This window comes from Spiroplasma endosymbiont of Melieria omissa (assembly GCF_964031175.1).
Taxonomy (GTDB): Bacteria; Bacillota_I; Bacilli_A; order Mycoplasmatales; family VBWQ01; genus Spiroplasma_E; species Spiroplasma_E ixodetis_A.
The window spans coordinates 118482-143659 of sequence record NZ_OZ035012.1 but is presented as its reverse complement, the minus strand read 5'-3'; the positions used below and the strand labels follow the sequence as shown (position 1 = coordinate 143659).

36 protein-coding genes, 1 tRNA gene and 1 pseudogene are annotated in these 25178 nt (G+C 22.0%); 18 read left to right on the top strand and 20 right to left on the bottom strand.

The genetic code is table 4. The features are described from left to right. Positions 1-206 precede the first annotated feature (206 nt). The 3 genes from ACQH26_RS00980 to ACQH26_RS00970 all read right to left on the bottom strand — a co-directional run bounded on the left by ACQH26_RS00980 (position 207) and on the right by ACQH26_RS00970 (position 2356). Complete coding sequence (locus ACQH26_RS00980) at positions 207-701, bottom strand: transposase family protein (RefSeq protein WP_425381977.1); 495 nt, start codon at positions 699-701, stop codon at positions 207-209. A gap of 4 nt (positions 702-705) precedes the next feature. Beyond that, a complete protein-coding gene (locus ACQH26_RS00975; RefSeq protein ID WP_425381897.1) occupies positions 706-1053 on the bottom strand; it encodes a transposase family protein in 348 nt (115 codons plus the stop codon). A gap of 76 nt (positions 1054-1129) precedes the next feature. Next, positions 1130-2356 (bottom strand): alanine--tRNA ligase-related protein, encoded by a 1227-nt coding sequence (locus ACQH26_RS00970; RefSeq protein ID WP_425383054.1) that lies wholly within the window; start codon positions 2354-2356, stop codon positions 1130-1132. Between the two features lie 119 nt (positions 2357-2475). Between ACQH26_RS00970 and ACQH26_RS00965 the strand changes: the two genes are divergently transcribed. The 3 genes from ACQH26_RS00965 to ACQH26_RS00955 all read left to right on the top strand — a co-directional run bounded on the left by ACQH26_RS00965 (position 2476) and on the right by ACQH26_RS00955 (position 4013). Beyond that, on the top strand, positions 2476-2835 hold the full coding sequence (locus ACQH26_RS00965; protein ID WP_425382566.1) for a helix-turn-helix domain-containing protein: 360 nt from the start codon (positions 2476-2478) through the stop codon (positions 2833-2835). 40 nt (positions 2836-2875) lie between these two features. Further along, positions 2876-3364, top strand: a complete 489-nt coding sequence (locus tag ACQH26_RS00960) for an IS630 family transposase (protein ID WP_425382141.1) — start codon at positions 2876-2878, stop codon at positions 3362-3364. Between the two features lie 154 nt (positions 3365-3518). Further along, complete coding sequence (locus tag ACQH26_RS00955) at positions 3519-4013, top strand: transposase family protein (protein WP_425381977.1); 495 nt, start codon at positions 3519-3521, stop codon at positions 4011-4013. A 92-nt stretch (positions 4014-4105) separates the two neighbouring features. Here the strand turns inward: ACQH26_RS00955 and ACQH26_RS00950 are convergent, their stop codons facing one another. From ACQH26_RS00950 to ACQH26_RS00935, 4 genes are all read right to left on the bottom strand, one after another. Next, positions 4106-4627 (bottom strand): hypothetical protein, encoded by a 522-nt coding sequence (locus tag ACQH26_RS00950; RefSeq protein ID WP_425382565.1) that lies wholly within the window; start codon positions 4625-4627, stop codon positions 4106-4108. 226 nt (positions 4628-4853) lie between these two features. Continuing rightward, positions 4854-6464: a hypothetical protein gene (locus ACQH26_RS00945; protein WP_425382564.1), complete on the bottom strand. Its 1611-nt coding sequence runs from the start codon at positions 6462-6464 to the stop codon at positions 4854-4856. Continuing rightward, entirely contained in the window at positions 6421-6789 is a 369-nt protein-coding gene (locus tag ACQH26_RS00940) for a hypothetical protein (RefSeq protein WP_425382563.1), read from the bottom strand. The genes ACQH26_RS00945 and ACQH26_RS00940 overlap by 44 nt, the downstream gene beginning before the upstream one ends. A gap of 124 nt (positions 6790-6913) precedes the next feature. Then, positions 6914-7411 carry a hypothetical protein gene (locus ACQH26_RS00935; RefSeq protein WP_425382562.1) on the bottom strand — a complete coding sequence of 166 codons (498 nt, stop codon included), beginning with the start codon at positions 7409-7411 and terminating at the stop codon, positions 6914-6916. A 280-nt stretch (positions 7412-7691) separates the two neighbouring features. Between ACQH26_RS00935 and ACQH26_RS00930 the strand changes: the two genes are divergently transcribed. Next, complete coding sequence (locus ACQH26_RS00930) at positions 7692-7904, top strand: hypothetical protein (protein WP_425382561.1); 213 nt, start codon at positions 7692-7694, stop codon at positions 7902-7904. On the opposite strand, the gene ACQH26_RS00925 is transcribed toward ACQH26_RS00930, so the two are convergent. Next, positions 7901-8389 (bottom strand): IS630 family transposase, encoded by a 489-nt coding sequence (locus ACQH26_RS00925; protein ID WP_425381862.1) that lies wholly within the window; start codon positions 8387-8389, stop codon positions 7901-7903. The genes ACQH26_RS00930 and ACQH26_RS00925 overlap by 4 nt on opposite strands. A 40-nt stretch (positions 8390-8429) precedes the next feature. Next, entirely contained in the window at positions 8430-8789 is a 360-nt protein-coding gene (locus ACQH26_RS00920; protein WP_425382560.1) for a helix-turn-helix domain-containing protein, read from the bottom strand. Positions 8790-8908: 119 nt separating this feature from the next. Between ACQH26_RS00920 and ACQH26_RS00915 the strand changes: the two are divergent. Then, positions 8909-9070: pseudogene (locus tag ACQH26_RS00915) on the top strand (transposase); the annotation flags it as partial. Between the two features lie 446 nt (positions 9071-9516). Here ACQH26_RS00915 and ACQH26_RS00910 read toward each other — a convergent pair. From ACQH26_RS00910 to ACQH26_RS00900, 3 genes are all read right to left on the bottom strand, one after another. After that, a complete protein-coding gene (locus tag ACQH26_RS00910; protein WP_425383053.1) occupies positions 9517-10206 on the bottom strand; it encodes an IS3 family transposase in 690 nt (229 codons plus the stop codon). Between the two features lie 32 nt (positions 10207-10238). Further along, positions 10239-10517, bottom strand: coding sequence for a transposase (locus ACQH26_RS00905; protein WP_425381925.1), 279 nt, complete (start codon positions 10515-10517; stop codon positions 10239-10241). Positions 10518-11136: 619 nt separating this feature from the next. After that, on the bottom strand, positions 11137-11511 hold the full coding sequence (locus ACQH26_RS00900; RefSeq protein WP_425382559.1) for a hypothetical protein: 375 nt from the start codon (positions 11509-11511) through the stop codon (positions 11137-11139). 608 nt (positions 11512-12119) lie between these two features. Between ACQH26_RS00900 and ACQH26_RS00895 the strand changes: the two genes are divergently transcribed. The 7 genes from ACQH26_RS00895 to ACQH26_RS00865 all read left to right on the top strand — a co-directional run bounded on the left by ACQH26_RS00895 (position 12120) and on the right by ACQH26_RS00865 (position 15394). Next, positions 12120-12278 carry a hypothetical protein gene (locus tag ACQH26_RS00895; RefSeq protein ID WP_425382558.1) on the top strand — a complete coding sequence of 53 codons (159 nt, stop codon included), beginning with the start codon at positions 12120-12122 and terminating at the stop codon, positions 12276-12278. A 101-nt stretch (positions 12279-12379) separates the two neighbouring features. Further along, positions 12380-12754: a helix-turn-helix domain-containing protein gene (locus ACQH26_RS00890; protein WP_425383052.1), complete on the top strand. Its 375-nt coding sequence runs from the start codon at positions 12380-12382 to the stop codon at positions 12752-12754. A gap of 40 nt (positions 12755-12794) precedes the next feature. Next, a complete protein-coding gene (locus ACQH26_RS00885) occupies positions 12795-13283 on the top strand; it encodes an IS630 family transposase (RefSeq protein WP_425382141.1) in 489 nt (162 codons plus the stop codon). A 127-nt stretch (positions 13284-13410) separates the two neighbouring features. After that, positions 13411-13977, top strand: coding sequence for a transposase (locus ACQH26_RS00880; RefSeq protein ID WP_425382557.1), 567 nt, complete (start codon positions 13411-13413; stop codon positions 13975-13977). A 138-nt stretch (positions 13978-14115) separates the two neighbouring features. Beyond that, positions 14116-14337 (top strand): hypothetical protein, encoded by a 222-nt coding sequence (locus ACQH26_RS00875; RefSeq protein WP_425382556.1) that lies wholly within the window; start codon positions 14116-14118, stop codon positions 14335-14337. Positions 14338-14505: 168 nt separating this feature from the next. Further along, positions 14506-14865 carry a helix-turn-helix domain-containing protein gene (locus ACQH26_RS00870; protein WP_425381863.1) on the top strand — a complete coding sequence of 120 codons (360 nt, stop codon included), beginning with the start codon at positions 14506-14508 and terminating at the stop codon, positions 14863-14865. A gap of 40 nt (positions 14866-14905) precedes the next feature. Beyond that, positions 14906-15394, top strand: a complete 489-nt coding sequence (locus ACQH26_RS00865) for an IS630 family transposase (protein WP_425381862.1) — start codon at positions 14906-14908, stop codon at positions 15392-15394. 13 nt (positions 15395-15407) lie between these two features. Here ACQH26_RS00865 and ACQH26_RS00860 read toward each other — a convergent pair whose 3' ends face one another. After that, positions 15408-15944 carry a DUF402 domain-containing protein gene (locus ACQH26_RS00860; RefSeq protein ID WP_425382555.1) on the bottom strand — a complete coding sequence of 179 codons (537 nt, stop codon included), beginning with the start codon at positions 15942-15944 and terminating at the stop codon, positions 15408-15410. A 156-nt stretch (positions 15945-16100) separates the two neighbouring features. Then, positions 16101-16177: transfer RNA gene (locus ACQH26_RS00855), tRNA-His, on the bottom strand. A 1114-nt stretch (positions 16178-17291) separates the two neighbouring features. Here ACQH26_RS00855 and ACQH26_RS00850 point away from each other — a divergent pair. Both ACQH26_RS00850 and ACQH26_RS00845 read left to right on the top strand, forming a co-directional pair. Then, complete coding sequence (locus ACQH26_RS00850; RefSeq protein WP_425381863.1) at positions 17292-17651, top strand: helix-turn-helix domain-containing protein; 360 nt, start codon at positions 17292-17294, stop codon at positions 17649-17651. Positions 17652-17691: 40 nt separating this feature from the next. Continuing rightward, complete coding sequence (locus ACQH26_RS00845; protein WP_425382269.1) at positions 17692-18180, top strand: IS630 family transposase; 489 nt, start codon at positions 17692-17694, stop codon at positions 18178-18180. Between the two features lie 313 nt (positions 18181-18493). Here the strand turns inward: ACQH26_RS00845 and ACQH26_RS00840 are convergent, their stop codons facing one another. From ACQH26_RS00840 to ACQH26_RS00820, 5 genes are all read right to left on the bottom strand, one after another. Then, a complete protein-coding gene (locus ACQH26_RS00840; RefSeq protein ID WP_425381862.1) occupies positions 18494-18982 on the bottom strand; it encodes an IS630 family transposase in 489 nt (162 codons plus the stop codon). A gap of 40 nt (positions 18983-19022) precedes the next feature. Further along, positions 19023-19382, bottom strand: coding sequence for a helix-turn-helix domain-containing protein (locus ACQH26_RS00835; RefSeq protein ID WP_425381863.1), 360 nt, complete (start codon positions 19380-19382; stop codon positions 19023-19025). 477 nt (positions 19383-19859) lie between these two features. Further along, positions 19860-20708, bottom strand: coding sequence for an energy-coupling factor transporter transmembrane component T family protein (locus tag ACQH26_RS00830; RefSeq protein ID WP_425382554.1), 849 nt, complete (start codon positions 20706-20708; stop codon positions 19860-19862). Positions 20709-20721: 13 nt separating this feature from the next. Continuing rightward, complete coding sequence (locus ACQH26_RS00825; protein WP_281748539.1) at positions 20722-21600, bottom strand: energy-coupling factor transporter ATPase; 879 nt, start codon at positions 21598-21600, stop codon at positions 20722-20724. After that, positions 21576-22418 carry an energy-coupling factor transporter ATPase gene (locus tag ACQH26_RS00820; protein WP_252320168.1) on the bottom strand — a complete coding sequence of 281 codons (843 nt, stop codon included), beginning with the start codon at positions 22416-22418 and terminating at the stop codon, positions 21576-21578. Before ACQH26_RS00820 ends, ACQH26_RS00825 begins: the two co-directional genes overlap by 25 nt. A 159-nt stretch (positions 22419-22577) precedes the next feature. On the opposite strand from ACQH26_RS00820, the gene ACQH26_RS00815 reads away from it, so the two are divergent. The 4 genes from ACQH26_RS00815 to ACQH26_RS00800 all read left to right on the top strand — a co-directional run bounded on the left by ACQH26_RS00815 (position 22578) and on the right by ACQH26_RS00800 (position 24650). After that, positions 22578-23177, top strand: coding sequence for a hypothetical protein (locus ACQH26_RS00815; RefSeq protein ID WP_425382154.1), 600 nt, complete (start codon positions 22578-22580; stop codon positions 23175-23177). Positions 23178-23290: 113 nt separating this feature from the next. After that, on the top strand, positions 23291-23650 hold the full coding sequence (locus ACQH26_RS00810; protein ID WP_425381863.1) for a helix-turn-helix domain-containing protein: 360 nt from the start codon (positions 23291-23293) through the stop codon (positions 23648-23650). A 40-nt stretch (positions 23651-23690) separates the two neighbouring features. Next, positions 23691-24179 carry an IS630 family transposase gene (locus ACQH26_RS00805; RefSeq protein WP_425381862.1) on the top strand — a complete coding sequence of 163 codons (489 nt, stop codon included), beginning with the start codon at positions 23691-23693 and terminating at the stop codon, positions 24177-24179. Between the two features lie 6 nt (positions 24180-24185). After that, positions 24186-24650, top strand: a complete 465-nt coding sequence (locus ACQH26_RS00800; RefSeq protein WP_425383051.1) for an integrase core domain-containing protein — start codon at positions 24186-24188, stop codon at positions 24648-24650. A 155-nt stretch (positions 24651-24805) separates the two neighbouring features. Here ACQH26_RS00800 and ACQH26_RS00795 read toward each other — a convergent pair whose 3' ends face one another. After that, positions 24806-25072, bottom strand: a complete 267-nt coding sequence (locus tag ACQH26_RS00795) for a hypothetical protein (RefSeq protein ID WP_425382553.1) — start codon at positions 25070-25072, stop codon at positions 24806-24808. Positions 25073-25178: the final 106 nt, after the last annotated feature.

Genomic DNA, 25178 nt, shown 5'->3' with positions numbered 1-25178 from the left:
TTAGTCATATTAATAATTGAACACCAGTAACAGGAAATTTTCCAAACTCAAAAGTTTTTTTAGAAATCCATTTTGGTAATGTAAGTATCCATAGAATTGATTGTGGAATAGCTCCTACAGAATAAATTAAATTCGATTTTCATTACTTTCAAAATTTTTAAAATCAACTTTCAATAGCCTTACTTAAATAAAATTCTTCAATAGACTTACTGCATAACGTTTTTAAGTTTTAATGATAAATTATAAAATCCTGCAATTAAATTAAATCTTAAAAATATTCGTTTTCTAGCTTTTCTAAATTTATAACCAATAATTTTAAAACATTTTAAAAATGCAAAAACATGTTCAATTTTTCTGCGAGTTTTATTAATAATCTTATTAAAAATTTTAATTTTACTTGTTTTAGGATTATTTTTACTAGTTTTAATGGGTAAAAATGTATTACTATGAATTTTTTGTAAACCTTGATAACCTTTATCTGCAAGAATTACAGTTTCTGACAAAAATTCTAACTTTGAATTTTTAAAAGTTTTAAAATCATGATTTTTACCAGTATCAGGAAAAATATTTAAAATTTCATTAGTATGTGCATTAATTATGGTTTGAAACTTAACAGTATGCATTCATTTTTTGCCAGAAAATCAATCTTTTTGATTATATTTTGGTCGTTCTGTTTCTACTTCTGTTACATCAATTATCAAAATTTTATTTTTGAATTCTTCTTTTTAAAAAAATATTTTTATTTGTTAAATTATTAAACTTATTATTATTTATTAAAATGTCTTCAATTGAACGAATATTTCGTAAAGCAGTAGTATCAACCATATCATACTCAGCACCAATACTATGATATGTACGATTTTCATATAAATATCTTAAAGTCATTACTAGTCTATCTTCTATTGACATTTTATATGGCCTTCCACCAGTGGTATTTTTTAGATTTTGATGATCTAATAAAATATTTAAAATTTCATTAAAAACTAGTTTATTAATACCAACTATTTTACGAAAATATTGATCCGGTTTATCTTTTAATTCAAAATATGTCATAAAATTTATCCTTAACTATTCAAATTTTATTTTAATAATAACAAAAAAATGAAAAGTTAACTAGTTATGCAGTAGTCTATTGAATAAATAAATTATTGCTTTGTTCTTTAATCATCATTATTTGTTGTGTTAAGTATTCATTAATAGTTTTTAATGATATTAAAGCATGAATTCGATAAGAACCAGATCCTTTTGATTCAACATTAGTTATTAATAATTGTTCTACTTCTTGTGAATTATAACAATGAGTACCCCCACAAAGTTCAATTGAAAAATCACCAAACTTAATTACTCGAACTTTTTCTTCATATTTTTCACCAAAAAAAGCTAAAACTCCAATTTTGATTGCTTCTTCATATGTACAATAAATAATTTCACAAGGATATTTACCTTTAATTCATTTACTTACTTGTTGTTCTATACTTATAATTTGTTCTAAAGTTAACATTTGATAATGACTAAAATCTAATCGTAAATATTGATAATTATTAAAACTTCCAGATTGCATAACATGTAAACCCAATAATTTTCTTAAAGCAGCATGTAATAAATGAGTTCCTGAATGATTTTTTCTTGTATAAAAACGATGTGAACTATTAATTTGTGCTTCAACAATTTCTGTTTGTGTTAATTCACCTTTTACTTCCACTTGATGAATATGCTGTTTTTGTGGTCCTTGTTGTACATCAATAACAGAGGCCGTTCCATTTTCTCCTTTGATAATACCATCATCAGATGCTTGCCCCCCCTTTTCTGCATAAAAAGGCATTTCATTTAAAATTAAATAACCTTTTTCATTTTTTAAAAATTTTACCTCATGCTCTGATTTAAACATAAAAACAATATTTGTATTTATTTGTTCTTTATCATAACCAACAAAGGTTGAAGGAACTTTTAAATTAGTTAGTAATGAAGATTGAATTGTTAATGCTTGATGATTAATTCTTACTTTTCTTGTATTATCTTTACTGTTATCCAATAACTTTTGAAAACCTTTTAAATCAACAGTAGCATTTTCTTCATTTGCAATCTCTAATGTTAATTCAATAGGATAACCATAGGTATCAAATAATTTAAAAGCCGCAGTTGCATCTACTTTTTTATTATCACTAATAACTTGTAATAATAATTGTTTTCCTGTTATTAATGTTGTTCAAAATTTTAATTCTTCGCTTTTAATAATATTAGTTACTAAATCGACTTTTTCATGTAATTCTTGATAATGTTGACCTATAACTTTTATAATAATTGAAACTAACTTAAACAAAAATGGTTCATTAATATTAAGTTTTTGTCCATATATAGCTAACTAAAGTAATATTTACTCATAAATAATGTAAAATAATAATATGTAATTTAAACAGTTTTTGAATTTAAAAGTACAATTCAGCAATAATTAAAATAGATTAGGAAGATTAAATTATGCCAAAACCATACAGTGAAGACTTACGAAGAAAAGTAATAGAAGCTTATGAAAATAAAAATATGAAAATTAAAGAAATTTGTAAAGTGTTCAATATCACTAGAAAGACTTTATTTTTATGAAGAAAAAGAAAAAAAGAAACTGGGCATATAAAACCAATTTTGAATTATCAAAAAGGACATAGCCACAAAATAAAGGATTTAGATGAATTAAAAAATTATTTAGCAGAAAATAAAGATGTTACAGTTCAAAAAGTAATTGATAAATTTGGAAATATGACTAAAGAAACAGTTTATAACTATTTTAAAAAACTAAATTATACATATAAAAAAAACTTTTCTATATGAACAAAGAGATAAAAATAAACAAGAAGATTTTTTAAAAGAAATAGCTAAAATAATGAATGAAGATTTAGTATATATTGATGAATCTGGAATTGATGATAATGAATTTTATAAATATGGTTGATCTGAAAAAGGTAAAAGATTATTTGATAATAAACCCGCATATAAAATAAAGAGAATGAGTATAATTGGTTCACTAAATAAAGGTAAATTAAAAGCCTTATGAGCATTTGAAGGACATTGCAATAGTAAAATTTTTGAATCATATGTTAAAAATAAACTAATTCCAGTATTAAAGCGTGGACAAATTATAGTTTTAGATAATGCAACGTTTCATAAATCTAAATTAACACAACAATTAATTGAAAATGCTGGATGCAAACTATTATTTCTTCCGCCATATTCTCCTAATTTAAATCCAATTGAACATTTTTGATTTGCTATAAAACATAATATAAGAAAAATATTACCAAATTATTGACCAAATATTAAAAAAGCGATTGATTTTGTTTTTGAAGATATGAGTAAACATTACTTTAGTTAGCTATATCATAGTATTGGTGCTGAGTATGATATGGTTGATACTACTGCTTTACGAAATATTCGTTCAATTGAAGACATTTTAATAAATAATAATAAGTTTAATAATTTAACAAATAAAAATATTTTTTTAAAAAGAAGAATTCAAAAATAAAATTTTGATAATTGATGTAACAGAAGTAGAAACAGAACGACCAAAATATAATCAAAAAGATTGATTTTCTGGCAAAAAATGAATGCATACTGTTAAGTTTCAAACCATAATTAATGCACATACTAATGAAATTTTAAATATTTTTCCTGATACTGGTAAAAATCATGATTTTAAAACTTTTAAAAATTCAAAGTTAGAATTTTTGTCAGAAACTGTAATTCTTGCAGATAAAGGTTATCAAGGTTTACAAAAAATTCATAGTAATACATTTTTACCCATTAAAACTAGTAAAAATAATCCTAAAACAAGTAAAATTAAAATTTTTAATAAGATTATTAATAAAACTCGCAGAAAAATTGAACATGTTTTTGCATTTTTAAAATGTTTTAAAATTATTGGTTATAAATTTAGAAAAGCTAGAAAACGAATATTTTTAAGATTTAATTTAATTGCAGGATTTTATAATTTATCATTAAAACTTAAAAACGTTATGCAGTAAGTCTAATAATATAAATAAACATACAAAAAGTTATCAGAAATGATAACTTTTTTGTAAATAAATTAAATATAAATCTTATATAATTACTTCAATTATGTTAATTTACTATAACTTGTATTGGGCTTATTACTATCATTATACTTTTTTTCATGATTAACAATACTCTTAATGTTATTGAAATTATTTTTTTGTTGTTCTAAAATTCTAATTTTTTTATCTTTTTCTATCCTTAATAAATTCATTTCAGATTTTAAATTGTTTTTTTCTTGTTCTTGATTTTTAATTAAAAATTCTAAGTTAATAATTTTTCCTTCAATATATTTAATATGTCTTCAATGAAATGTAATTCTTTCTCTCATTGCTCTATTTTCTTGACAATTTCCATTTTTTTCTAAGCATGGTGAAGATAATAATTTTTTATGTTCTGAATCTTCTCTTTTAAGTTCTTCTAAAAAATTAGATACTTGTCTTTGATTATCACTTATATTTTTGATACAAGTTTCTAAATTACTTTTAATAATAGCCATTTTTTGTTCAATTAAATTTATTTCTACATTTAATATATTTATTTCTTGCTCTCTATTCATCTTTTTTTCCTTTCAATCTAAACTCATTTATTTTAAAATAAAAACTATATTAAGTTTATAATAATTATAAATTAATAATTTTTAATTTTAATTTTTTAACTTACTTTGTATATCCTTTTTTAGTTATTTACTTAATTTATATAAAAAGATATTAAAAATGAGAGTATTATCTCTCATTTATTTTTTTAATAAAATTAATATTACAAACTTATATAATTAACAGTAAATCTAAATAAATATAATCTATTAAATTCTAACTAAAAGTTACACCTTGCAAGTTAATATTCCATACTCGATCACGGAAACATTTAACTGTATCAATGCTTCAATTAATGCTTACATAAACATTTTCTTCATCATGTCAAATATGAATATAACCATGTAATTCAAGAAAGGCTCCTCAAAATCCATCATCATAATAGTAACTAAGCTCAAATATATTTTTGTTTCTATCATTACTAATATCATTAGTACTAATACTTAATTGCGAACCTTTTAATTTTTGATCAGTATAAGTATTACAATAAAGACTAAAATACGAATTATCACCAAAACTCAATTTACTAAACTTATTAGAAAAACTATCTCAATCTGGTGCATAATTTGTTCAATTAGATAATATAGTAATATCAGAGCTCGTTCAAGTACTTTTTAATGAACCAACACTATTAGTTTCACTATAATTATAATTTAGTTGATCATTATTAATACTACTACTATCAACAGTAAAATCAGCAACTATCTTTCCTTTATAAATAGTTTCATCACCACTAATAGTTACTTGTTGATTAGTAATATCATCTTCACTAAATTTAATTGCATCTAGCTTTACATTTGGATTACTTTTACTAATCGCAGTTTTAATTTCTTCAATATTTGGTTTTGATAATCCATTAGTTTTAATTGTTCCTAAATTTAAATTTTTAAAAACATCACTTAAAAGCTCTGTTTTATCACAATCATAACTAACAACAATACTATCATTGCTATAAAATTTACCATCACCATTAATAACTGCACTATTATCAGTAATTTTATCAACTATAATTTTGCTTACATCAAGATTATAGTTAGCGGTTTTAAGTGCTAAAATTAATTGCTCTTTACTTGGTGTATTTTGTCCAGGAATATTCAAAGTTGGTAATTTATTATTTAAAACACTATTTAAATCAATAAGTAAATTATTAATTACTACATCAGCACTAGTGTATACATATTGATTAATAGATTTAATAGTAACACTATTATTTTGCAACGTTACTTGAATAGCATTCATATTTAACCTTGAATATTGTTTTTTCAATGCACTATTAACATCTTCTAAAGTTATTACTTTACCTATAATAGCAATTTTATCTAATCCCTTATTAATAACGTCTTTAAGAGCAATTCTAATATCAAGATTTAAATTTAGTATTACTTTACCGGTATATTTTTTTTGATTTGTACTAGTAATAGTGGCACTATTAGTAGCAGTAATTTCTATTGCAATAAAAGAAGTATCTAACTTTTCTTGGTAAGTATCACGTAATGCTCTCATTACATCATTATTTGATGGTATATCATGACCATTAGTCTTAACCATTAAATCTTTTTTATTAATAATAGTACTTAAATCAACACTATCATTAGTACTAAATGTAACTGTTACCTTACCAGTATAAAGAGGAATAACATCATCACCCGTAATACCTGTAATAGTTGCTTCTTTATTAGAAATAACATCAATTTTAAGGCGATCCATTTCTAAATTAGAATATTTTTCTTGAATACGACTGTAAACAGCTTCCACAGTAGGTTTTTGACCATTAGTACTAAAATTACCAATGGATGCTCCATCAACAATTATTTGTTCTAATATCAATAGTTTGGATTTGATAAGTAATTTTAATTTTATCTTGATTGTAAAAAATACCATCACCAACAACAAAAGCATAATTAGTGGTTTTATTAATAATTTTAATATTATCAGTATGAAGTTCATGATTTAAAATAAATAGTTGTGATTTTAATTCATAATCTGTAGGTATTGTTCCTCTATGTTCCTCTGGTACAATTTTTAAATCTGTTTGTGTTAAATCTTTTTTTAAATCTTTTTTGAATATAGTTAGATTATTACATGCCGTTGTACTAGCAGTGACTGCGCTTGATAATAATAATGCGCCCATAAATGATAATGGTTTTTTCATATATATACCTCATTTAAATATTGTAAAAAATTAATAATTATTTTAAAGTGATTATATCATAATTTAAAAAAAATTAAATTCTAGATTTTTAAATGATTTTATTAAAAAAAGCGTGTTATATATTTTACATTTTTAATGTATGTACTTTTAATGAAGAAGTTGAAACTGAAATATTTTGTACATCTTTATTAATTTTATTAATAACAAAATTTGATATTTTATTATCATTTTCTAAGTTTTTCTTTATAAAAAATTGTTTTTTATAACATTCAAAATACTGTTCTTTTCAATATTTAACTATTTCTTTTTCTTTTTTATAAAGTTTAATAGAAAATTTATATCAGAATTTATTTATTGATAATTCTAACTCAAGATTATTAAATAAGAATTCATTATTTATATTTTTACTTAATAAAAAGTTTTGATGATCTAAAAGTTGAATTTTTATTTCTTGAAAATTATAATTTTTTTCTAAAATTGAATCTTTTATCATATCTATATTTTCTTCACAATAGTTATTTTTATTAAATATGATTTCATTTAAAATTTCATTATTACGTTTATATAATTCTTTTATATTTAATATTTTTTCATTTATCTCTTTTAAATGTTCTTCTCTCATTTTTTTCTTTTCAAAAAAATTCATTTATTTTAATTTTTAAAATAAACTATAAATAATAATAATAAATGATTATCTAAAAAACATAAAAAATGCTTTTAACACTATTAAAGTTATTATTATTACTTTTTTTGAAATTTGACTTATTTTGAAATAATATAAGAGATTCTAAAGTTGACAAATTTTTTTTATTTTCTATACTGTATATAACTAAATATTAGTTTTTAATCCATTTACTTTTTATGAAAGTAAATGGGTTTTTATTTTGAAAGGAAAATTGAATATGCCAAAAAAATCAAATTTTGAAAAAAAAGATTGAAAAGAAAAAGAAAAATTTGATGAAGAAAAAATAATCTACTCAAGTATTTTTCATACAATAACAATTTTAGAAATTTTAAATGATAATCCTATAATATTTTTTAAAAAATTAAATCATATTATTAAAGAACTATATATAGAAACTATTTTATTAAAAATGCCAAATACATATAGCTAACTAAAGTAATGTTTACTCATATCTTGAAAAACAAAATCAATCGCTTTTTTAATATTTGGTCAATAATTTGGTAATATTTTTCTTATATTATGTTTTATAGCAAATCAAAAATGTTCAATTGGATTTAAATTAGGAGAATATGGCGGAAGAAATAATAGTTTGCATCCAGCATTTTCAATTAATTGTTGTGTTAATTTAGATTTATGAAACGTTGCATTATCTAAAACTATAATTTGTCCACGCTTTAATACTGGAATTAGTTTATTTTTAACATATGATTCAAAAATTTTACTATTGCAATGTCCTTCAAATGCTCATAAGGCTTTTAATTTACCTTTATTTAGTGAACCAATTATACTCATTCTCTTTATTTTATATGCGGGTTTATTATCAAATAATCTTTTACCTTTTTCAGATCAACCATATTTATAAAATTCATTATCATCAATTCCAGATTCATCAATATATACTAAATCTTCATTCATTATTTTAGCTATTTCTTTTAAAAAATCTTCTTGTTTATTTTTATCTCTTTGTTCATATAGAAAAGTTTTTTTTATATGTATAATTTAGTTTTTTAAAATAGTTATAAACTGTTTCTTTAGTTATATTTCCAAATTTATCAATTACTTTTTGAACTGTAACATCTTTATTTTCTGCTAAATAATTTTTTAATTCATCTAAATCCTTTATTTTGTGGCTATGTCCTTTTTGATAATTCAAAATTGGTTTTATATGCCCAGTTTCTTTTTTTCTTTTTCTTCATAAAAATAAAGTCTTTCTAGTGATATTGAACACTTTACAAATTTCTTTAATTTTCATATTTTTATTTTCATAAGCTTCTATTACTTTTCTTCGTAAGTCTTCACTGTATGGTTTTGGCATAATTTAATCTTCCTAATCTATTTTAATTATTGCTGAATTGTACTTTTAAATTCAAAAACTGTTTAAATTACATATTATTATTTTACATTATTTATGAGTAAATATTACTTTAGTTAGCTATACATACTTTTGTAGTATTACCAAAAAGATGAATTGTAGAACGAAGCTTTGCTTGATTAGAAAAATACAGAAGATTATGAAAAAATTGTGAAAGAAAACTAAATACTAGTTTACAAATGGTTGTTCTTTCCTTTATTTCAGTTTTATTAAAAAGATTCTAAACAGGTTCTTAGACGTATACGCCTAATTTCTACTTCAATTGCCATTTTATTTCCCTCTCTAATTTTAGTTATTCCCAAACTTTGGAATGGCAACACTTTTTAGGACTATTTTTTGGTAGACATTTGTTTTTGATAATTAACTGGAGTTAAGTAGTTTAAAGTGCTGTGGATTCTTAGAACCTGTTTAGGATCTTTTTAATAGAATTTAACTAAAACAAGAAATAATCATTTATAAATAGGTACTTAACCAATAATTTATTTTCTTTTTCATTTTTTTGTTAAAAAGATTTTATCATTTGAAAACTTATCGACTAAAAATCTATTTTTTATTATAAAATAACCATTATAATATAAATTTTATTAAAAATTAATCAAAAAAGATCCTAAACAGGTTCTTATGTTGTTGTATCAATTGATGTAATCAAATAATTCTAATTTTAATTGGATTAATGATCTAAAATTTTTATCATTAATAAATTAGTTTTGAAAGTTTTAAAAGTTGCTTCAGCAACAGCATTGTCATAAGGACAACCTTTTTTGCTTAAAGAGCGAGTAATATTGAATGCTAGTAAAAGTTTATCAATAATTTTATTATTAAATTCATTACCACAATCACTATGAAATATTTGAATATCTTTTAAACAGCGATTTGATTGCATAAATGCTTGATGTACTAATAAGGCATCTTTTCTAGTACCTACACTATGTCCAATAATTTCGCGGTTAAATAGGTCAATTAATAAGCAAATATAGTTTCATTTACCATTAACTTGAACATAAGTTAAATCACTGACAATAACTTCATTTTTAAGCCTATTATTAAAGTTTCTATTCACAAGATTAGTGATTTTTTCATCATTTACTTTGTTATTATGATTTTTGAATGATAATTTAGTGTATTTTGATATTAAATTATGCTTATTCATAATTTCTTTAATTTTTCGTCTTGATAAATAAATTTCTTGGTTTTCTAATATTACTTTTAATCTTCTTGTTCCATAAACACATTTATTTTCTTTAAAAGCACTAATAATAGCTTCATCATAAATATTATTTTGAATTTTATTTTCTTTTTTCTTTAAATTAAAATAATATGTTGATTTAGAAATTTTTAAAAAATGACACATTGTGCGAATTTTATATTTAAACTTATTGTTTGTAATAATTTCTATTTTCTGCCTATTATTAGTGCTGCTTGCTTTAAAATATCATTTTCCATTCTTAATTGTTTTAATTCTTTTCTTAATTTAATTAATTCATTTTCTTCAACAGAACGATTATCTTTAGCTTTAAAACTACCTGAATTAGTAAATTGCTTAATTCAATTATAAGTAGCTGCTCTTGTAACATTATATTCTTTAGCAAGGTAAGATACTGATTTGCCGCTTTGATATAAAGCTACTATTTGTTTTTTAAATTCATCGGTATATGAATTAATATTGGCCATAATTATAGTTCCTTTCTTTCAACTAATTTGTTCACTTGTCTACGTAATTAGTGTCCAATAAAGTGTAACCCATCCACTTATTATGTTATGAAAAATTATAAAAAGATAAATTTTATTCTATATTTGCATAAAATATACTAAAATTAATATGGTGATACAAAATGGAAAATGAATTAATTAAATACTGAACAAAAAAAAGTTTTTTTTATGTTAGCATTTTGTGATTAATTGTTCAAATTATATTTATAATAATAGGTTCAATTTTAATAAATACTACTAGCGAAAAAATAATTAATATTTTATTAATAGTTGGCATAAATAGTTTAATTCTATTAATTTTGTTTGCTTTTTCTATTAACCATTATACTTATGAAACAGTTTATCAAATTAAAGTCAAAGGTAGTACTTTTCAAACTAAATTTTATCGTTATCTAATTATTCTGTTTAGTTTTGGTTGATTAATTTTTTTCATTTTAAATGCATTATTTATGTTAGTTGAAACTGCCGTTTTTAAAAGCAAACTTGATTATTTTAATACTTTAAATGATCATTGATGAATTTTACTTATTGTAACAATATTTAACGTTTTAATTATTAGCATACATCGACAATTAATGCATTATACATTAACAAATTTACAATTATCATGAAGTAAATATATAAATAATAAAAAGTAGATATAATCTACTTTTTCTTTGCATCTAATAAATTTATAATGTTTTTTTGCACTAATTAAACCAAATAATGATCCACAAGCAACTAAACCACCATTCAATCCAATAAAAACAAATGATAATCCTAATACTAAAGTTATTACTCCATTGCCAAGACTAGCAATACTAACAATAATTAATGGTAATAATGTAACAACAATTGAACCAACTCCAATTACTAAACCAAGAATATAACCAATTCTTTGTTCAAATGCTTTTCTTGAATTTATCATAACTAAAATAAATATAAGAATACCATAAGTTGTTAGACAAGCTATCAATATAATTCATCCTAATCATTGAATAGTACTTAATCCAGAATCAAAAACTTCTTGTAATCATTCTCCAAACTTCCATAATAATTCATAAGAACTTTCCATTAATCCTTTTAAAGAAATCATAATTATAGAAATAACCATTACCGGCATTAATGTTGTCAAAAGTAGATAAATACCAATGTTAGATAATGTTTTTGAAAATTTTAACATCCTTTTTACCTCTTTATAATTATTATTTCGCAATATTTCTAGTAAACTATTCGTACTTTATTTTTAACATCTTATGCAAAAAAAATTTAAAATCTATAAACAATAATTTTATTTATCAATCATTTTTAAAATTATTAAAAACTAAATGTAATTAATAATTAAGTATCTAATTTTACATTTATCTTAACATTTAGCCAATATAAATCAACAATAATACGTAATTTAAATAGTTAAAAATAATTATATCTTGTCTTTTAAATTTTAAAAATAAATATATTATCTTTATTGATTGTAAAATTTCAAAAAAAATGTTAAAAAAACTACAAACTAAATATAGTTTTTAACCTATTTACTTTGTTTCTCAAAGTAAATAGGTTTTTATTTTTAAAAGGAGAAAAAACATGAAAAAAATATTAAAAATAATAAGTGGTTTAATAATTATTACAAGTACAAGTTTAAGCGCTATTGGATGTTATAAAAATAACAATATTTATGATTTAAAAGTGTTACAATCAATAATTTGACAAGAATCAGCAGAAAGAAAAATATCCTTATTATAGCTAACTAAAGTAATATTTACTCATAAATAATGTAAAATAATAATATGTAATTTAAACAGTTTTTGAATTTAAAAGTACAATTCAGCAATAATTAAAATAGATTAGGAAGATTAAATTATGCCAAAACCTACAGTGAAGACTTACGAAGAAAAGTAATAGAAGCTTATGAAAGTAAAAATATGAAAATTAAAGAAATTTGTAAAGTGTTCAATATCACTAGAAAGACTTTATTTTTATGAAGAAAAAGAAAAAAAGAAACTGGGCATATAAAACCAATTTTGAATTATCAAAAAGGACATAGCCACAAAATAAAGGATTTAGATGAATTAAAAAATTATTTAGCAGAAAATAAAGATGTTACAGTTCAAAAAGTAATTGATAAATTTGGAAATATGACTAAAGAAACAGTTTATAACTATTTTAAAAAACTAAATTATACATATAAAAAAAACTTTTCTATATGAACAAAGAGATAAAAATAAACAAGAAGATTTTTTAAAAGAAATAGCTAAAATAATGAATGAAGATTTAGTATATATTGATGAATCTGGAATTGATGATAATGAATTTTATAAATATGGTTGATCTGAAAAAGGTAAAAGATTATTTGATAATAAACCCGCATATAAAATAAAGAGAATGAGTATAATTGGTTCACTAAATAAAGGTAAATTAAAAGCCTTATGAGCATTTGAAGGACATTGCAATAGTAAAATTTTTGAATCATATGTTAAAAATAAACTAATTCCAGTATTAAAGCGTGGACAAATTATAGTTTTAGATAATGCAACGTTTCATAAATCTAAATTAACACAACAATTAATTGAAAATGCTGGATGCAAACTATTATTTCTTCCGCCATATTCTCCTAATTTAAATCCAATTGAACATTTTTGATTTGCTATAAAACATAATATAAGAAAAATATTACCAAATTATTGACCAAATATTAAAAAAGCGATTGATTTTGTTTTTGAAGATATGAGTAAACATTACTTTAGTTAACTATATATAGCTAACTAAAGTAATATTTACTCATAAATAATGTAAAATAATAATATGTAATTTAAACAGTTTTTGAATTTAAAAGTACAATTCAGCAATAATTAAAATAGATTAGGAAGATTAAATTATGCCAAAACCATACAGTGAAGACTTACGAAGAAAAGTAATAGAAGCTTATGAAAGTAAAAATATGAAAATTAAAGAAATTTGTAAAGTGTTCAATATCACTAGAAAGACTTTATTTTTATGAAGAAAAAGAAAAAAAGAAACTGGGCATATAAAACCAATTTTGAATTATCAAAAAGGACATAGCCACAAAATAAAGAGAATGAGTATAATTGGTTCACTAAATAAAGGTAAATTAAAAGCCTTATGAGCATTTGAAGGACATTGCAATAGTAAAATTTTTGAATCATATGTTAAAAATAAACTAATTCCAGTATTAAAGCGTGGACAAATTATAGTTTTAGATAATGCAACGTTTCATAAATCTAAATTAACACAACAATTAATTGAAAATGCTGGATGCAAACTATTATTTCTTCCGCCATATTCTCCTAATTTAAATCCAATTGAACATTTTTGATTTGCTATAAAACATAATATAAGAAAAATATTACCAAATTATTGACCAAATATTAAAAAAGCGATTGATTTTGTTTTTCAAGATATGAGTAAACATTACTTTAGTTAGCTATATATATATATATATATATATTAATTGTAAATTTTCAAAAAGATGTTAAAAATAACTATAAACTAAATATTGTTTTTAACCTATTTACTTTGAGAAACAAAGTAAATAGGTTTTTATTTTTAAAAGGAGTAAAAAATGAATAAAGAAATTGAACAAGAAATAAAAAACTTAATGTTTAAAGAAATAAAAAAATTAAGAACATATGCTATTAATTATCATAATTATAAAAAAAACATACAATTTAATGATATAGATATTCAAAATATAAATAATGGTATTGAAAATAAAAGTAAAAAAAGTAATATAAACAGTATTATGAGAGAACATAATTATGCAAAAAAATTACCTATTTTATAAAAAAATTTAATTATAAAAAGTTTTAATATAAAAAATAGTAAGAACATATAGCTAACTAAAGTAATATTTACTCATAAATAATGTAAAATAATAATATGTAATTTAAACAGTTTTTGAATTTAAAAGTACAATTCAGCAATAATTAAAATAGATTAGGAAGATTAAATTATGCCAAAACCATACAGTGAAGACTTACGAAGAAAAGTAATAGAAGCTTATGAAAGTAAAAATATGAAAATTAAAGAAATTTGTAAAGTGTTCAATATCACTAGAAAGACTTTATTTTTATGAAGAAAAAGAAAAAAAGAAACTGGGCATATAAAACCAATTTTGAATTATCAAAAAGGACATAGCCACAAAATAAAGGATTTAGATGAATTAAAAAATTATTTAGCAGAAAATAAAGATGTTACAGTTCAAAAAGTAATTGATAAATTTGGAAATATGACTAAAGAAACAGTTTATAACTATTTTAAAAAACTAAATTATACATATAAAAAAAACTTTTCTATATGAACAAAGAGATAAAAATAAACAAGAAGATTTTTTAAAAGAAATAGCTAAAATAATGAATGAAGATTTAGTATATATTGATGAATCTGGAATTGATGATAATGAATTTTATAAATATGGTTGATCTGAAAAAGGTAAAAGATTATTTGATAATAAACCCGCATATAAAATAAAGAGAATGAGTATAATTGGTTCACTAAATAAAGGTAAATTAAAAGCCTTATGAGCATTTGAAGGACATTGCAATAGTAAAATTTTTGAATCATATGTTAAAAATAAACTAATTCCAGTATTAAAGCGTGGACAAATTATAGTTTTAGATAATGCAACGTTTCATAAATCTAAATTAACACAACAATTAATTGAAAATGCTGGATGCAAACTATTATTTCTTCCGCCATATTCTCCTAATTTAAATCCAATTGAACATTTTTGATTTGCTATAAAACATAATATAAGAAAAATATTACCAAATTATTGACCAAATATTAAAAAAGCGATTGATTTTGTTTTTCAAGATATGAGTAAACATTACTTTAGTTAGCTATATGTTCTTACTATTTTTGTAAACTTTGGTTTTGGTAATTTTTTCAATAATTTAAAATTACATCATCATTAAATAAATTAATTTCATTTTTTTTAATTCCTTTTTTTAATTTATTTATATTTTGTCATAATATATTTTGTAAAGGTATTGGATACTTTCATATTCGACGATTAGTTTTAAATTCTTTCAAATCTAACAGTTTATAAGAACGATTAGGAAATACTTTAACATCTAAATCATAATCAATGTATTTAACTGTTTGCGAATCTAAAATAAAGAGACTGGCAATATTACAATAATAATGAACACCATCATTACGAATCATACAAATAATATTGTATCAATCATTTTTAAAAAATAACCAAATTGCTGGATCAACGGTTGTTCATTTACGACCATTAATTTCAGTAATTGTTACATTCTCATTTACTAAAACTAAATATTTTTCAGTATCTTCTAAAACAATTGAATTATTTCAACTACGATATAAATCGCCATTATGCTTATATGCATGAATTGAAAGTATTTGCCCTTCTTTAAGGTACATATACATTTAAACCTCAACTTTCTGCAAATCATAAAACATAATAATTATACCATTATTTATTTAGTAAATAAAAAGCGAAAAATAAATTTATAATAATATTTATTTAAAAAAGAAAAAACTCCAAAAAGGAGTAGTAAAAAACATAATTTTATTAAATGGGGCGACTGACGGGATTCGAACCCGCGAATGTCAGTTCCACAAACTGATGCGCTAGACCGCTACGCCACAGTCGCCATATTAGTTTCTATAAGTAAAACCGTTAAATATTATACAATAAATTTATGATTTTTTAATATTTTTTTTCATAAAACTACAAAAATAATCATCTAATTTTCGTATATAACAGTAACAATAATAAAAAACAATGCTACTATTAACAATTAGAACACAATTTAAAATTAATAATTAACCATAATTATTAATTTAAATACTCTTAAAATAAAGTTTTATGCCCTTAATAAAACGCATAAAATGTAATAGATAATATCTTATTAAATCAATTTATTAATCAAACTTTATTGACAATACTAACTTACAAGTAATTTAGATACTAATACTTATGATTAAAAATTTAGCAATATACTCATTCCTTTCTCAATTAATTTTAATTAAGAACACCAAAAACAAAACAAATACCCTGATTTACAGATTGAAAAAACATTTAAAATTGGTATAATTTATATATAGCTAACTAAAGTAATATTTACTCATAAATAATGTAAAATAATAATATGTAATTTAAACAGTTTTTGAATTTAAAAGTACAATTCAGCAATAATTAAAATAGATTAGGAAGATTAAATTATGCCAAAACCATACAGTGAAGACTTACGAAGAAAAGTAATAGAAGCTTATGAAAGTAAAAAGGGCGGGTAACAAAAATGCGGAATAATTTTTTCAATAATGTCTTTATTATCATTTAGACGAGAATAAATTAAGACTTTTGTTATGTAATTGTAAATTAATAGTACTACTAATAAAAATTAATTGCAACTAAAGTACTTATATTAAATTTTACTATATGTTAGAATAATGCACATAAAAGGAGATTTTTAAGATGAAAACTAAAAAATTACAGTTAATAACTGTATCGTTATTTATTTTAAGTATCTCAATTATGACTATTGGTTTAATACTAATTGGTATTTCAAATTTTAATTATATACATATTAATTGGAGTTCAAAATTAGTTTTAAGAAAAAGTAATGGATTTAATTTATTAAAGTATAGCTAACTAAAGTAATGTTTACTCATAAATAATGTAAAATAATAATATGTAATTTAAACAGTTTTTGAATTTAAAAGTACAATTCAGCAATAATTAAAATAGATTAGGAAGATTAAATTATGCCAAAACCATACAGTGAAGACTTACGAAGAAAAGTAATAGAAGCTTATGAAAGTAAAAATATGAAAATTAAAGAAATTTGTAAAGTGTTCAATATCACTAGAAAGACTTTATTTTTATGAAGAAAAAGAAAAAAAGAAACTGGGCATATAAAACCAATTTTGAATTATCAAAAAGGACATAGCCACAAAATAAAGGATTTAGATGAATTAAAAAATTATTTAGCAGAAAATAAAGATGTTACAGTTCAAAAAGTAATTGATAAATTTGGAAATATGACTAAAGAAACAGTTTATAACTATTTTAAAAAACTAAATTATACATATAAAAAAAACTTTTCTATATGAACAAAGAGATAAAAATAAACAAGAAGATTTTTTAAAAGAAATAGCTAAAATAATGAATGAAGATTTAGTATATATTGATGAATCTGGAATTGATGATAATGAATTTTATAAATATGGTTGATCTGAAAAAGGTAAAAGATTATTTGATAATAAACCCGCATATAAAATAAAGAGAATGAGTATAATTGGTTCACTAAATAAAGGTAAATTAAAAGCCTTATGAGCATTTGAAGGACATTGCAATAGTAAAATTTTTGAATCATATGTTAAAAATAAACTAATTCCAGTATTAAAGCGTGGACAAATTATAGTTTTAGATAATGCAACGTTTCATAAATCTAAATTAACACAACAATTAATTGAAAATGCTGGATGCAAACTATTATTTCTTCCGCCATATTCTCCTAATTTAAATCCAATTGAACATTTTTGCTTTGCTATAAAACATAATATAAGAAAAATATTACCAAATTATTGACCAAATATTAAAAAAGCTATTGATTTTGTTTTTCAAGATATGAGTAAACATTACTTTAGTTAGCTATATATAAGTATAATTTATATTTTAAATCACTCTGCAAATTTTATATGTTTAATAAATAGAAATTATGAACTATACTATAATTGAATTCAATTACAAATCGGAGTTATTTTTTGTGTAATTTTAGTTCCAATTTTTTCATCAATAACTATGTCATTAATCTTTTTAATTATTGGTTTAAAAATAAAATTAAAAAATAATAATTTTTGAGATGCAATTCAAAATTGTGAAATAATTTACAATTATTATATACATTAAATTATGTTTTTAAATTTATTTGATTACACCTAAATGTAGCCATTTTAATATATAGCTAACTAAAGTAATGTTTACTCATATCTTGAAAAACAAAATCAATAGCTTTTTTAATATTTGGTCAATAATTTGGTAATATTTTTCTTATATTATGTTTTATAGCAAATCAAAAATGTTCAATTGGATTTAAATTAGGAGAATATGGCGGAAGAAATAATAGTTTGCATCCAGCATTTTCAATTAATTGTTGTGTTAATTTAGATTTATGAAACGTTGCATTATCTAAAACTATAATTTGTCCACGCTTTAATACTGGAATTAGTTTATTTTTAACATATGATTCAAAAATTTTACTATTGCAATGTCCTTCAAATGCTCATAAGGCTTTTAATTTACCTTTATTTAGTGAACCAATTATACTCATTCTCTTTATTTTATATGCGGGTTTATTATCAAATAATCTTTTACCTTTTTCAGATCAACCATATTTATAAAATTCATTATCATCAATTCCAGATTCATCAATATATACTAAATCTTCATTCATTATTTTAGCTATTTCTTTTAAAAAATCTTCTTGTTTATTTTTATCTCTTTGTTCATATAGAAAAGTTTTTTTTATATGTATAATTTAGTTTTTTAAAATAGTTATAAACTGTTTCTTTAGTCATATTTCCAAATTTATCAATTACTTTTTGAACTGTAACATCTTTATTTTCTGCTAAATAATTTTTTAATTCATCTAAATCCTTTATTTTGTGGCTATGTCCTTTTTGATAATTCAAAATTGGTTTTATATGCCCAGTTTCTTTTTTTCTTTTTCTTCATAAAAATAAAGTCTTTCTAGTGATATTGAACACTTTACAAATTTCTTTAATTTTCATATTTTTACTTTCATAAGCTTCTATTACTTTTCTTCGTAAGTCTTCACTGTATGGTTTTGGCATAATTTAATCTTCCTAATCTATTTTAATTATTGCTGAATTGTACTTTTAAATTCAAAAACTGTTTAAATTACATATTATTATTTTACATTATTTATGAGTAAATATTACTTTAGTTAGCTATATGATGAACAGGTTATAAAAAATGTATTAAATAATTTAGAATTAGATCAATTAAATTTGTTAGTGCAAAAAATATGATTGATAAAGCAAAATGTTGAATGAAATAACAGTATTGTAGTTACAAGTAACTTTGATAGTGATATTTATGATTATAATTTATCAACCGGACTTACTCCTTAATTAATTTTAATTATTAATATATTTTAAATTTAAATTAAGAATTTTTAATTAAAAAAAATAATAGTGAGTATAAGAAAAAATAAAAATGATAAATATTATGATGCTTGTTGCAAAATTTTTAATTAAATTTAATATTAATAACATTTAAAATTAGTAAAGCTAATTCATATACGTTTATTATTGTGAATAATAAACATCAATAAATGGAATTCTTCAAAAAATTTCTGGATGATAAGTATAAGATATAAGAAATGCTAACAATCCTACACCAATAATAAAGAAAAATATATCTTTAAAATCAATATGGTATTGACGAAAACGTGTTCTTTTACCTTGTGGATCATAACCCCTTGAATCCATAGCGTACGCTAAATCTTCTGCTTTTTGAAATGAAGAAACTAATAAGGGAATAATTAATGATACTAACGATTTAACTTTTTCTTTAAAATGACCATTTTTTAAATCTACACCACGTGATGCTTGCGCTTTTAAAATTCTACCGGCTTCATCTAATAATGTAGGAATTGAACGAAGAGCAATAGAAATAATCATTGAAATAATATGTACTGGAAATTTAATTAATTTTAGTGGTAACATTAAATCTTCTAATGCTAATGTTAAATCTAATGGTTGTGTTGTGGTTGTTAAAATTGTTGTAATTAAAATCATTAAATAAATTCTAAGAGCAATATAAATACTAACAAATATAGCTTTATATGATACCTTAATACCGTGCCAACGTCAAATCATTCCAACATTAGGGCCATCAGTTAAAAAACAGTTAATTATAAATAAAATAAATGCCATAAATAAAATGGGGCGCATTAATTTCAATAACATCATAAAAGGTAATTTTGCACAAAAGAAAATTGTTATAACAGTAAAACCAATAAGAGCGTAACCTTCAAAACCAGTATGAAAAAAAAGTGAAGCAATTAAACAAATTAAAACTAGTAATTTAATTCTTGGATCTACACGATGAATGATTGAATTTAAAGGTAAATAACGACCAAAACTAACTTTCATTATTTATTACTCCTTACTTTTTATTGCTATTTTTTTTGGATAATATTTTTGATAGCTGGTCAATTAATTCTGAATCACTTCTAGCAGTAATTTTTGATGTATCAAATCCTGCTGCTTCTAATTTATATAAAAAACTATAAATTTTTGGTGGTTCAATTCCGGTTTCGGTAATTAATTTTTTATCTCTAAAAATAGTAATTGGATCTGCTTTTTTATAAATCTGTGTATTATGTAATACAATAACTTCATCAGCAACCATTAGTACATGATTCATATTATGAGTTACTAAAATAATAGTTTTATTTTCTTTATGATTTAAATCATAAAATAAATTAATTAATTCTTTTTCACCATCGGGATCAAGTCCTGCTGTTGGTTCATCTAAAATTAAAGTATGACCTTGTAATGCCAAAATACCAGCAATAGCAACTCTTCGTTTTTGACCACCAGACAAATCAAATGGACTTCTTGATAAGTATGTTTCGTCTAATCCAACCAAATTAATATATTTTTTTGCTAACTCTCGTGCTTTATCTTTTTTCTCACCAAAATTAACTGGTCCAAACATAATATCTCGTTCAATAGTTTCTTCAAATAACTGATATTCGGGAAATTGAAAGACTAAGCCAATTTGTTTACGTATTTTTTTAATATCACGAATTTTTTTTTGATTAGCCTTAATAATAAAATCATTAATAGCAACTGAACCTGCCATTGGAACTAATAAACCATTAATATGTTGAATCATAGTTGATTTACCACTACCAGTTTCACCAATAATAGCAACTATTTTTTGTTCAACAATTTCAATAGTAATATCTTTTAATGCTTGATATTGATAAGGGGTTTTTGGAGAATAAGTATAACTTACTTCTTTGAATTTAATTGACATAAGCTAGAAATCAGCTCCTCTTCACTTAATGTTTCATTAATATTAATCCCTTTATTTTTTAAACCTAACGATACTTTTAAAACAAAAGGAATATCTAAATGAATACTTTGTAAAAACTCTCATTCTTTTAATATTTCAGATGGAGTTCCATAACGAACTAACTTACCTTTATTCATAACAATAATTTTATCGGCATTAATAATTTCATCCATATCATGAGTAATAGAAATAATAGTTTTATTGCGTTGTTCTTGTAATTTTAACATAATTTCTTTAACTTCTCGTTTACCTTTTGGATCAAGCATACTAGTTGCCTCATCAAAAATAATAATATCAGGTTCTAAAGCTAAAACTGAAGCAATAGCTACACGTTGTTTTTGACCACCAGATAATCATAGTGGTTCATGATCTAAATATTTTTCCATACCCACTGCCCTAGAAACTCTGTCAATAATTGCTGGCATATCACTGGGTTCAACTAAATGATTTTCCAAGCCAAAAGCAATATCATCACGAACAGTTGAACCTATAAATTGATTATCAGGATTTTGAAAAACAATACCTAAGTGACGACGTAATTGTTTAATGTTTTTATTAGTAATTGTTTCACCAAATAATTGAATTGTACCTTTTTGTTTGTGTAAAACACCAATAATAATTTTTGAAAGTGTTGACTTACCACTACCATTATGACCAATTATAGTAATATATTCACCATGATTAATATCAAAACTAACATTATCAACAGCGTTATTGTATTCTGGTTTATAACGAAATTCAACATTTTTTAAACTTAATGAAATTTTAGATTTACTCATATTACTTCTAACTCCATTTTAAATATTATGCTAGTAAAATTATAACAGTAATTTTATATATATCAATTTATAATTTATAAAAATTTGTAGATTAGACACACTTTTTGGACTAATAAAAGTTTTTATAACTTTATATTATTAGTTGAGGTGTAGTTTAAAATGAAATATTTAATTAATAGTGCTGATTTTACTAAATTTGATTATAAATTTAACAAATTTGTAGAAAAGTATAAAAATGATAAAAATATTAATAAAGTTAATATTTATTATCGTAAATTTAGAAAATTTTGTTTTATTTTTAAAAATAAAAATACTTGTAAAGAAATAATTTCTCAATTACATATGCCAAAGCAAACCTTTTATTATTGAGCTAAACGTTTTTATGATGTTTTTTACAGAAATAAACCTTTTGAAGAATTATTATTTAAGTCAACAAAACCTAAAAATATTAAATATTTCTATAAGTTGGAATTATCAGAAAAATTTATAAATTATTTTGTTCAGTATAAAGAAGAGTTTGGTATAGGTGCTTTTCAATTTTGTTATTTAATAAGGCATATTGATGATATTAGGTTTAATTTTTTGCCAAAACCCTCGGTTAAAACTATATATCGTTGATTAAAACGTTTTGGTTTTTGTTCACAAAAAGTTATTAAGAAAAAACATTTGAGATATGAAGTAAAAGAAACTGGATTATTACAAACTGATATTAAAGTAGTATCAGATTATATAACAGGAAGTAAAAGATGATATAGCTAACTAAAGTAATGTTTACTCATAAATAATGTAAAATAATAATATGTAATTTAAACAGTTTTTGAATTTAAAAGTACAATTCAGCAATAATTAAAATAGATTAGGAAGATTAAATTATGCCAAAACCATATAGTGAAGACTTACGAAGAAAAGTAATAGAAGCTTATGAAAGTAAAAATATGAAAATTAAAGAAATTTGTAAAGTGTTCAATATCACTAGAAAGACTTTATTTTTATGAAGAAAAAGAAAAAAAGAAACTGGGCATATAAAACCAATTTTGAATTATCAAAAAGGACATAGCCACAAAATAAAGGATTTAGATGAATTAAAAAATTATTTAGCAGAAAATAAAGATGTTACAGTTCAAAAAGTAATTGATAAATTTGGAAATATGACTAAAGAAACAGTTTATAACTATTTTAAAAAACTAAATTATACATATAAAAAAAACTTTTCTATATGAACAAAGAGATAAAAATAAACAAGAAGATTTTTTAAAAGAAATAGCTAAAATAATGAATGAAGATTTAGTATATATTGATGAATCTGGAATTGATGATAATGAATTTTATAAATATGGTTGATCTGAAAAAGGTAAAAGATTATTTGATAATAAACCCGCATATAAAATAAAGAGAATGAGTATAATTGGTTCACTAAATAAAGGTAAATTAAAAGCCTTATGAGCATTTGAAGGACATTGCAATAGTAAAATTTTTGAATCATATGTTAAAAATAAACTAATTCCAGTATTAAAGCGTGGACAAATTATAGTTTTAGATAATGCAACGTTTCATAAATCTAAATTAACACAACAATTAATTGAAAATGCTGGATGCAAACTATTATTTCTTCCGCCATATTCTCCTAATTTAAATCCAATTGAACATTTTTGATTTGCTATAAAACATAATATAAGAAAAATATTACCAAATTATTGACCAAATATTAAAAAAGCGATTGATTTTGTTTTTCAAGATATGAGTAAACATTACTTTAGTTAGCTATATATTATTGATTTTATTGATGAAAAAACTCGAATTACTTATTGTTATCCATCTGAACAAGCACAAAGCAGAGATATTGTAAATGCTACTAAAAATGCTTTAAATTTCTATGAAAAATTAGGAATTAAAATTAAAAGAATTAGAACTGATAATGGTAGTCAATATACTAATACATCTTGTGGAAAACCACAAAGGAATCGTTGATTTACAAATTTTTGTAATAAAAAAGGTATAGTTCATGAAACTACACCGTTTAGATCACCACAGAGTAATGGTAAGATTGAAAGATTTCACAGAAATTGAAGTAATTTATTTGAAATAAAACCATATTTAAATAGTGATTTTAGTTTATTTCAAAAATTAGTGAATTCTTTTCAAGAATATTATAACAATTCTAAACCACATAAATCATTAGGATTAATGACTCCTATGGATTATTTTGATAAACTTTTATTAGATAAAAAATAGTCCAAAATGTCTGTACTACCTTACATAATTTATAAAAATTATAAAAAAAGAAAAAAATGAACAATATCTGTTCAAAATTGAAGTAAAATTATTGTTCATTTTCTAATAAAATTTAGTTTATAAATTAAAGTTATATAAATTTCTATTCTATAAAATTAATGTAAAGAAATATCCGGATTTTTAGAATTTTCTTTTAATAAAGAATCATTTTTTGTTACTTCTTCTGTTGATTTCAATAATTTGTCACTTCAACTTTTAGATGAGCTGGGTACTGCTGATGAAGTTGAAGGTTGCGAGTGATTATTTGAAACATTATTTTTTGATAATTTTTCTAGTTCTTTTTTAATATCTTTTAATTCTCGTTTTTTTTCTTCTATTTTTCATGTTGTTTTGCCATGATTATTATAACAACCACAGCTCATAAGTAATCAAAATTTATTTCAAAAATCTTTTAATTTTTCAGCTTCTAATTTCCTAATTTCCGCTTCTAAAGATTTTTCTTTTCTTTGATAATATCCTAATGTAAGT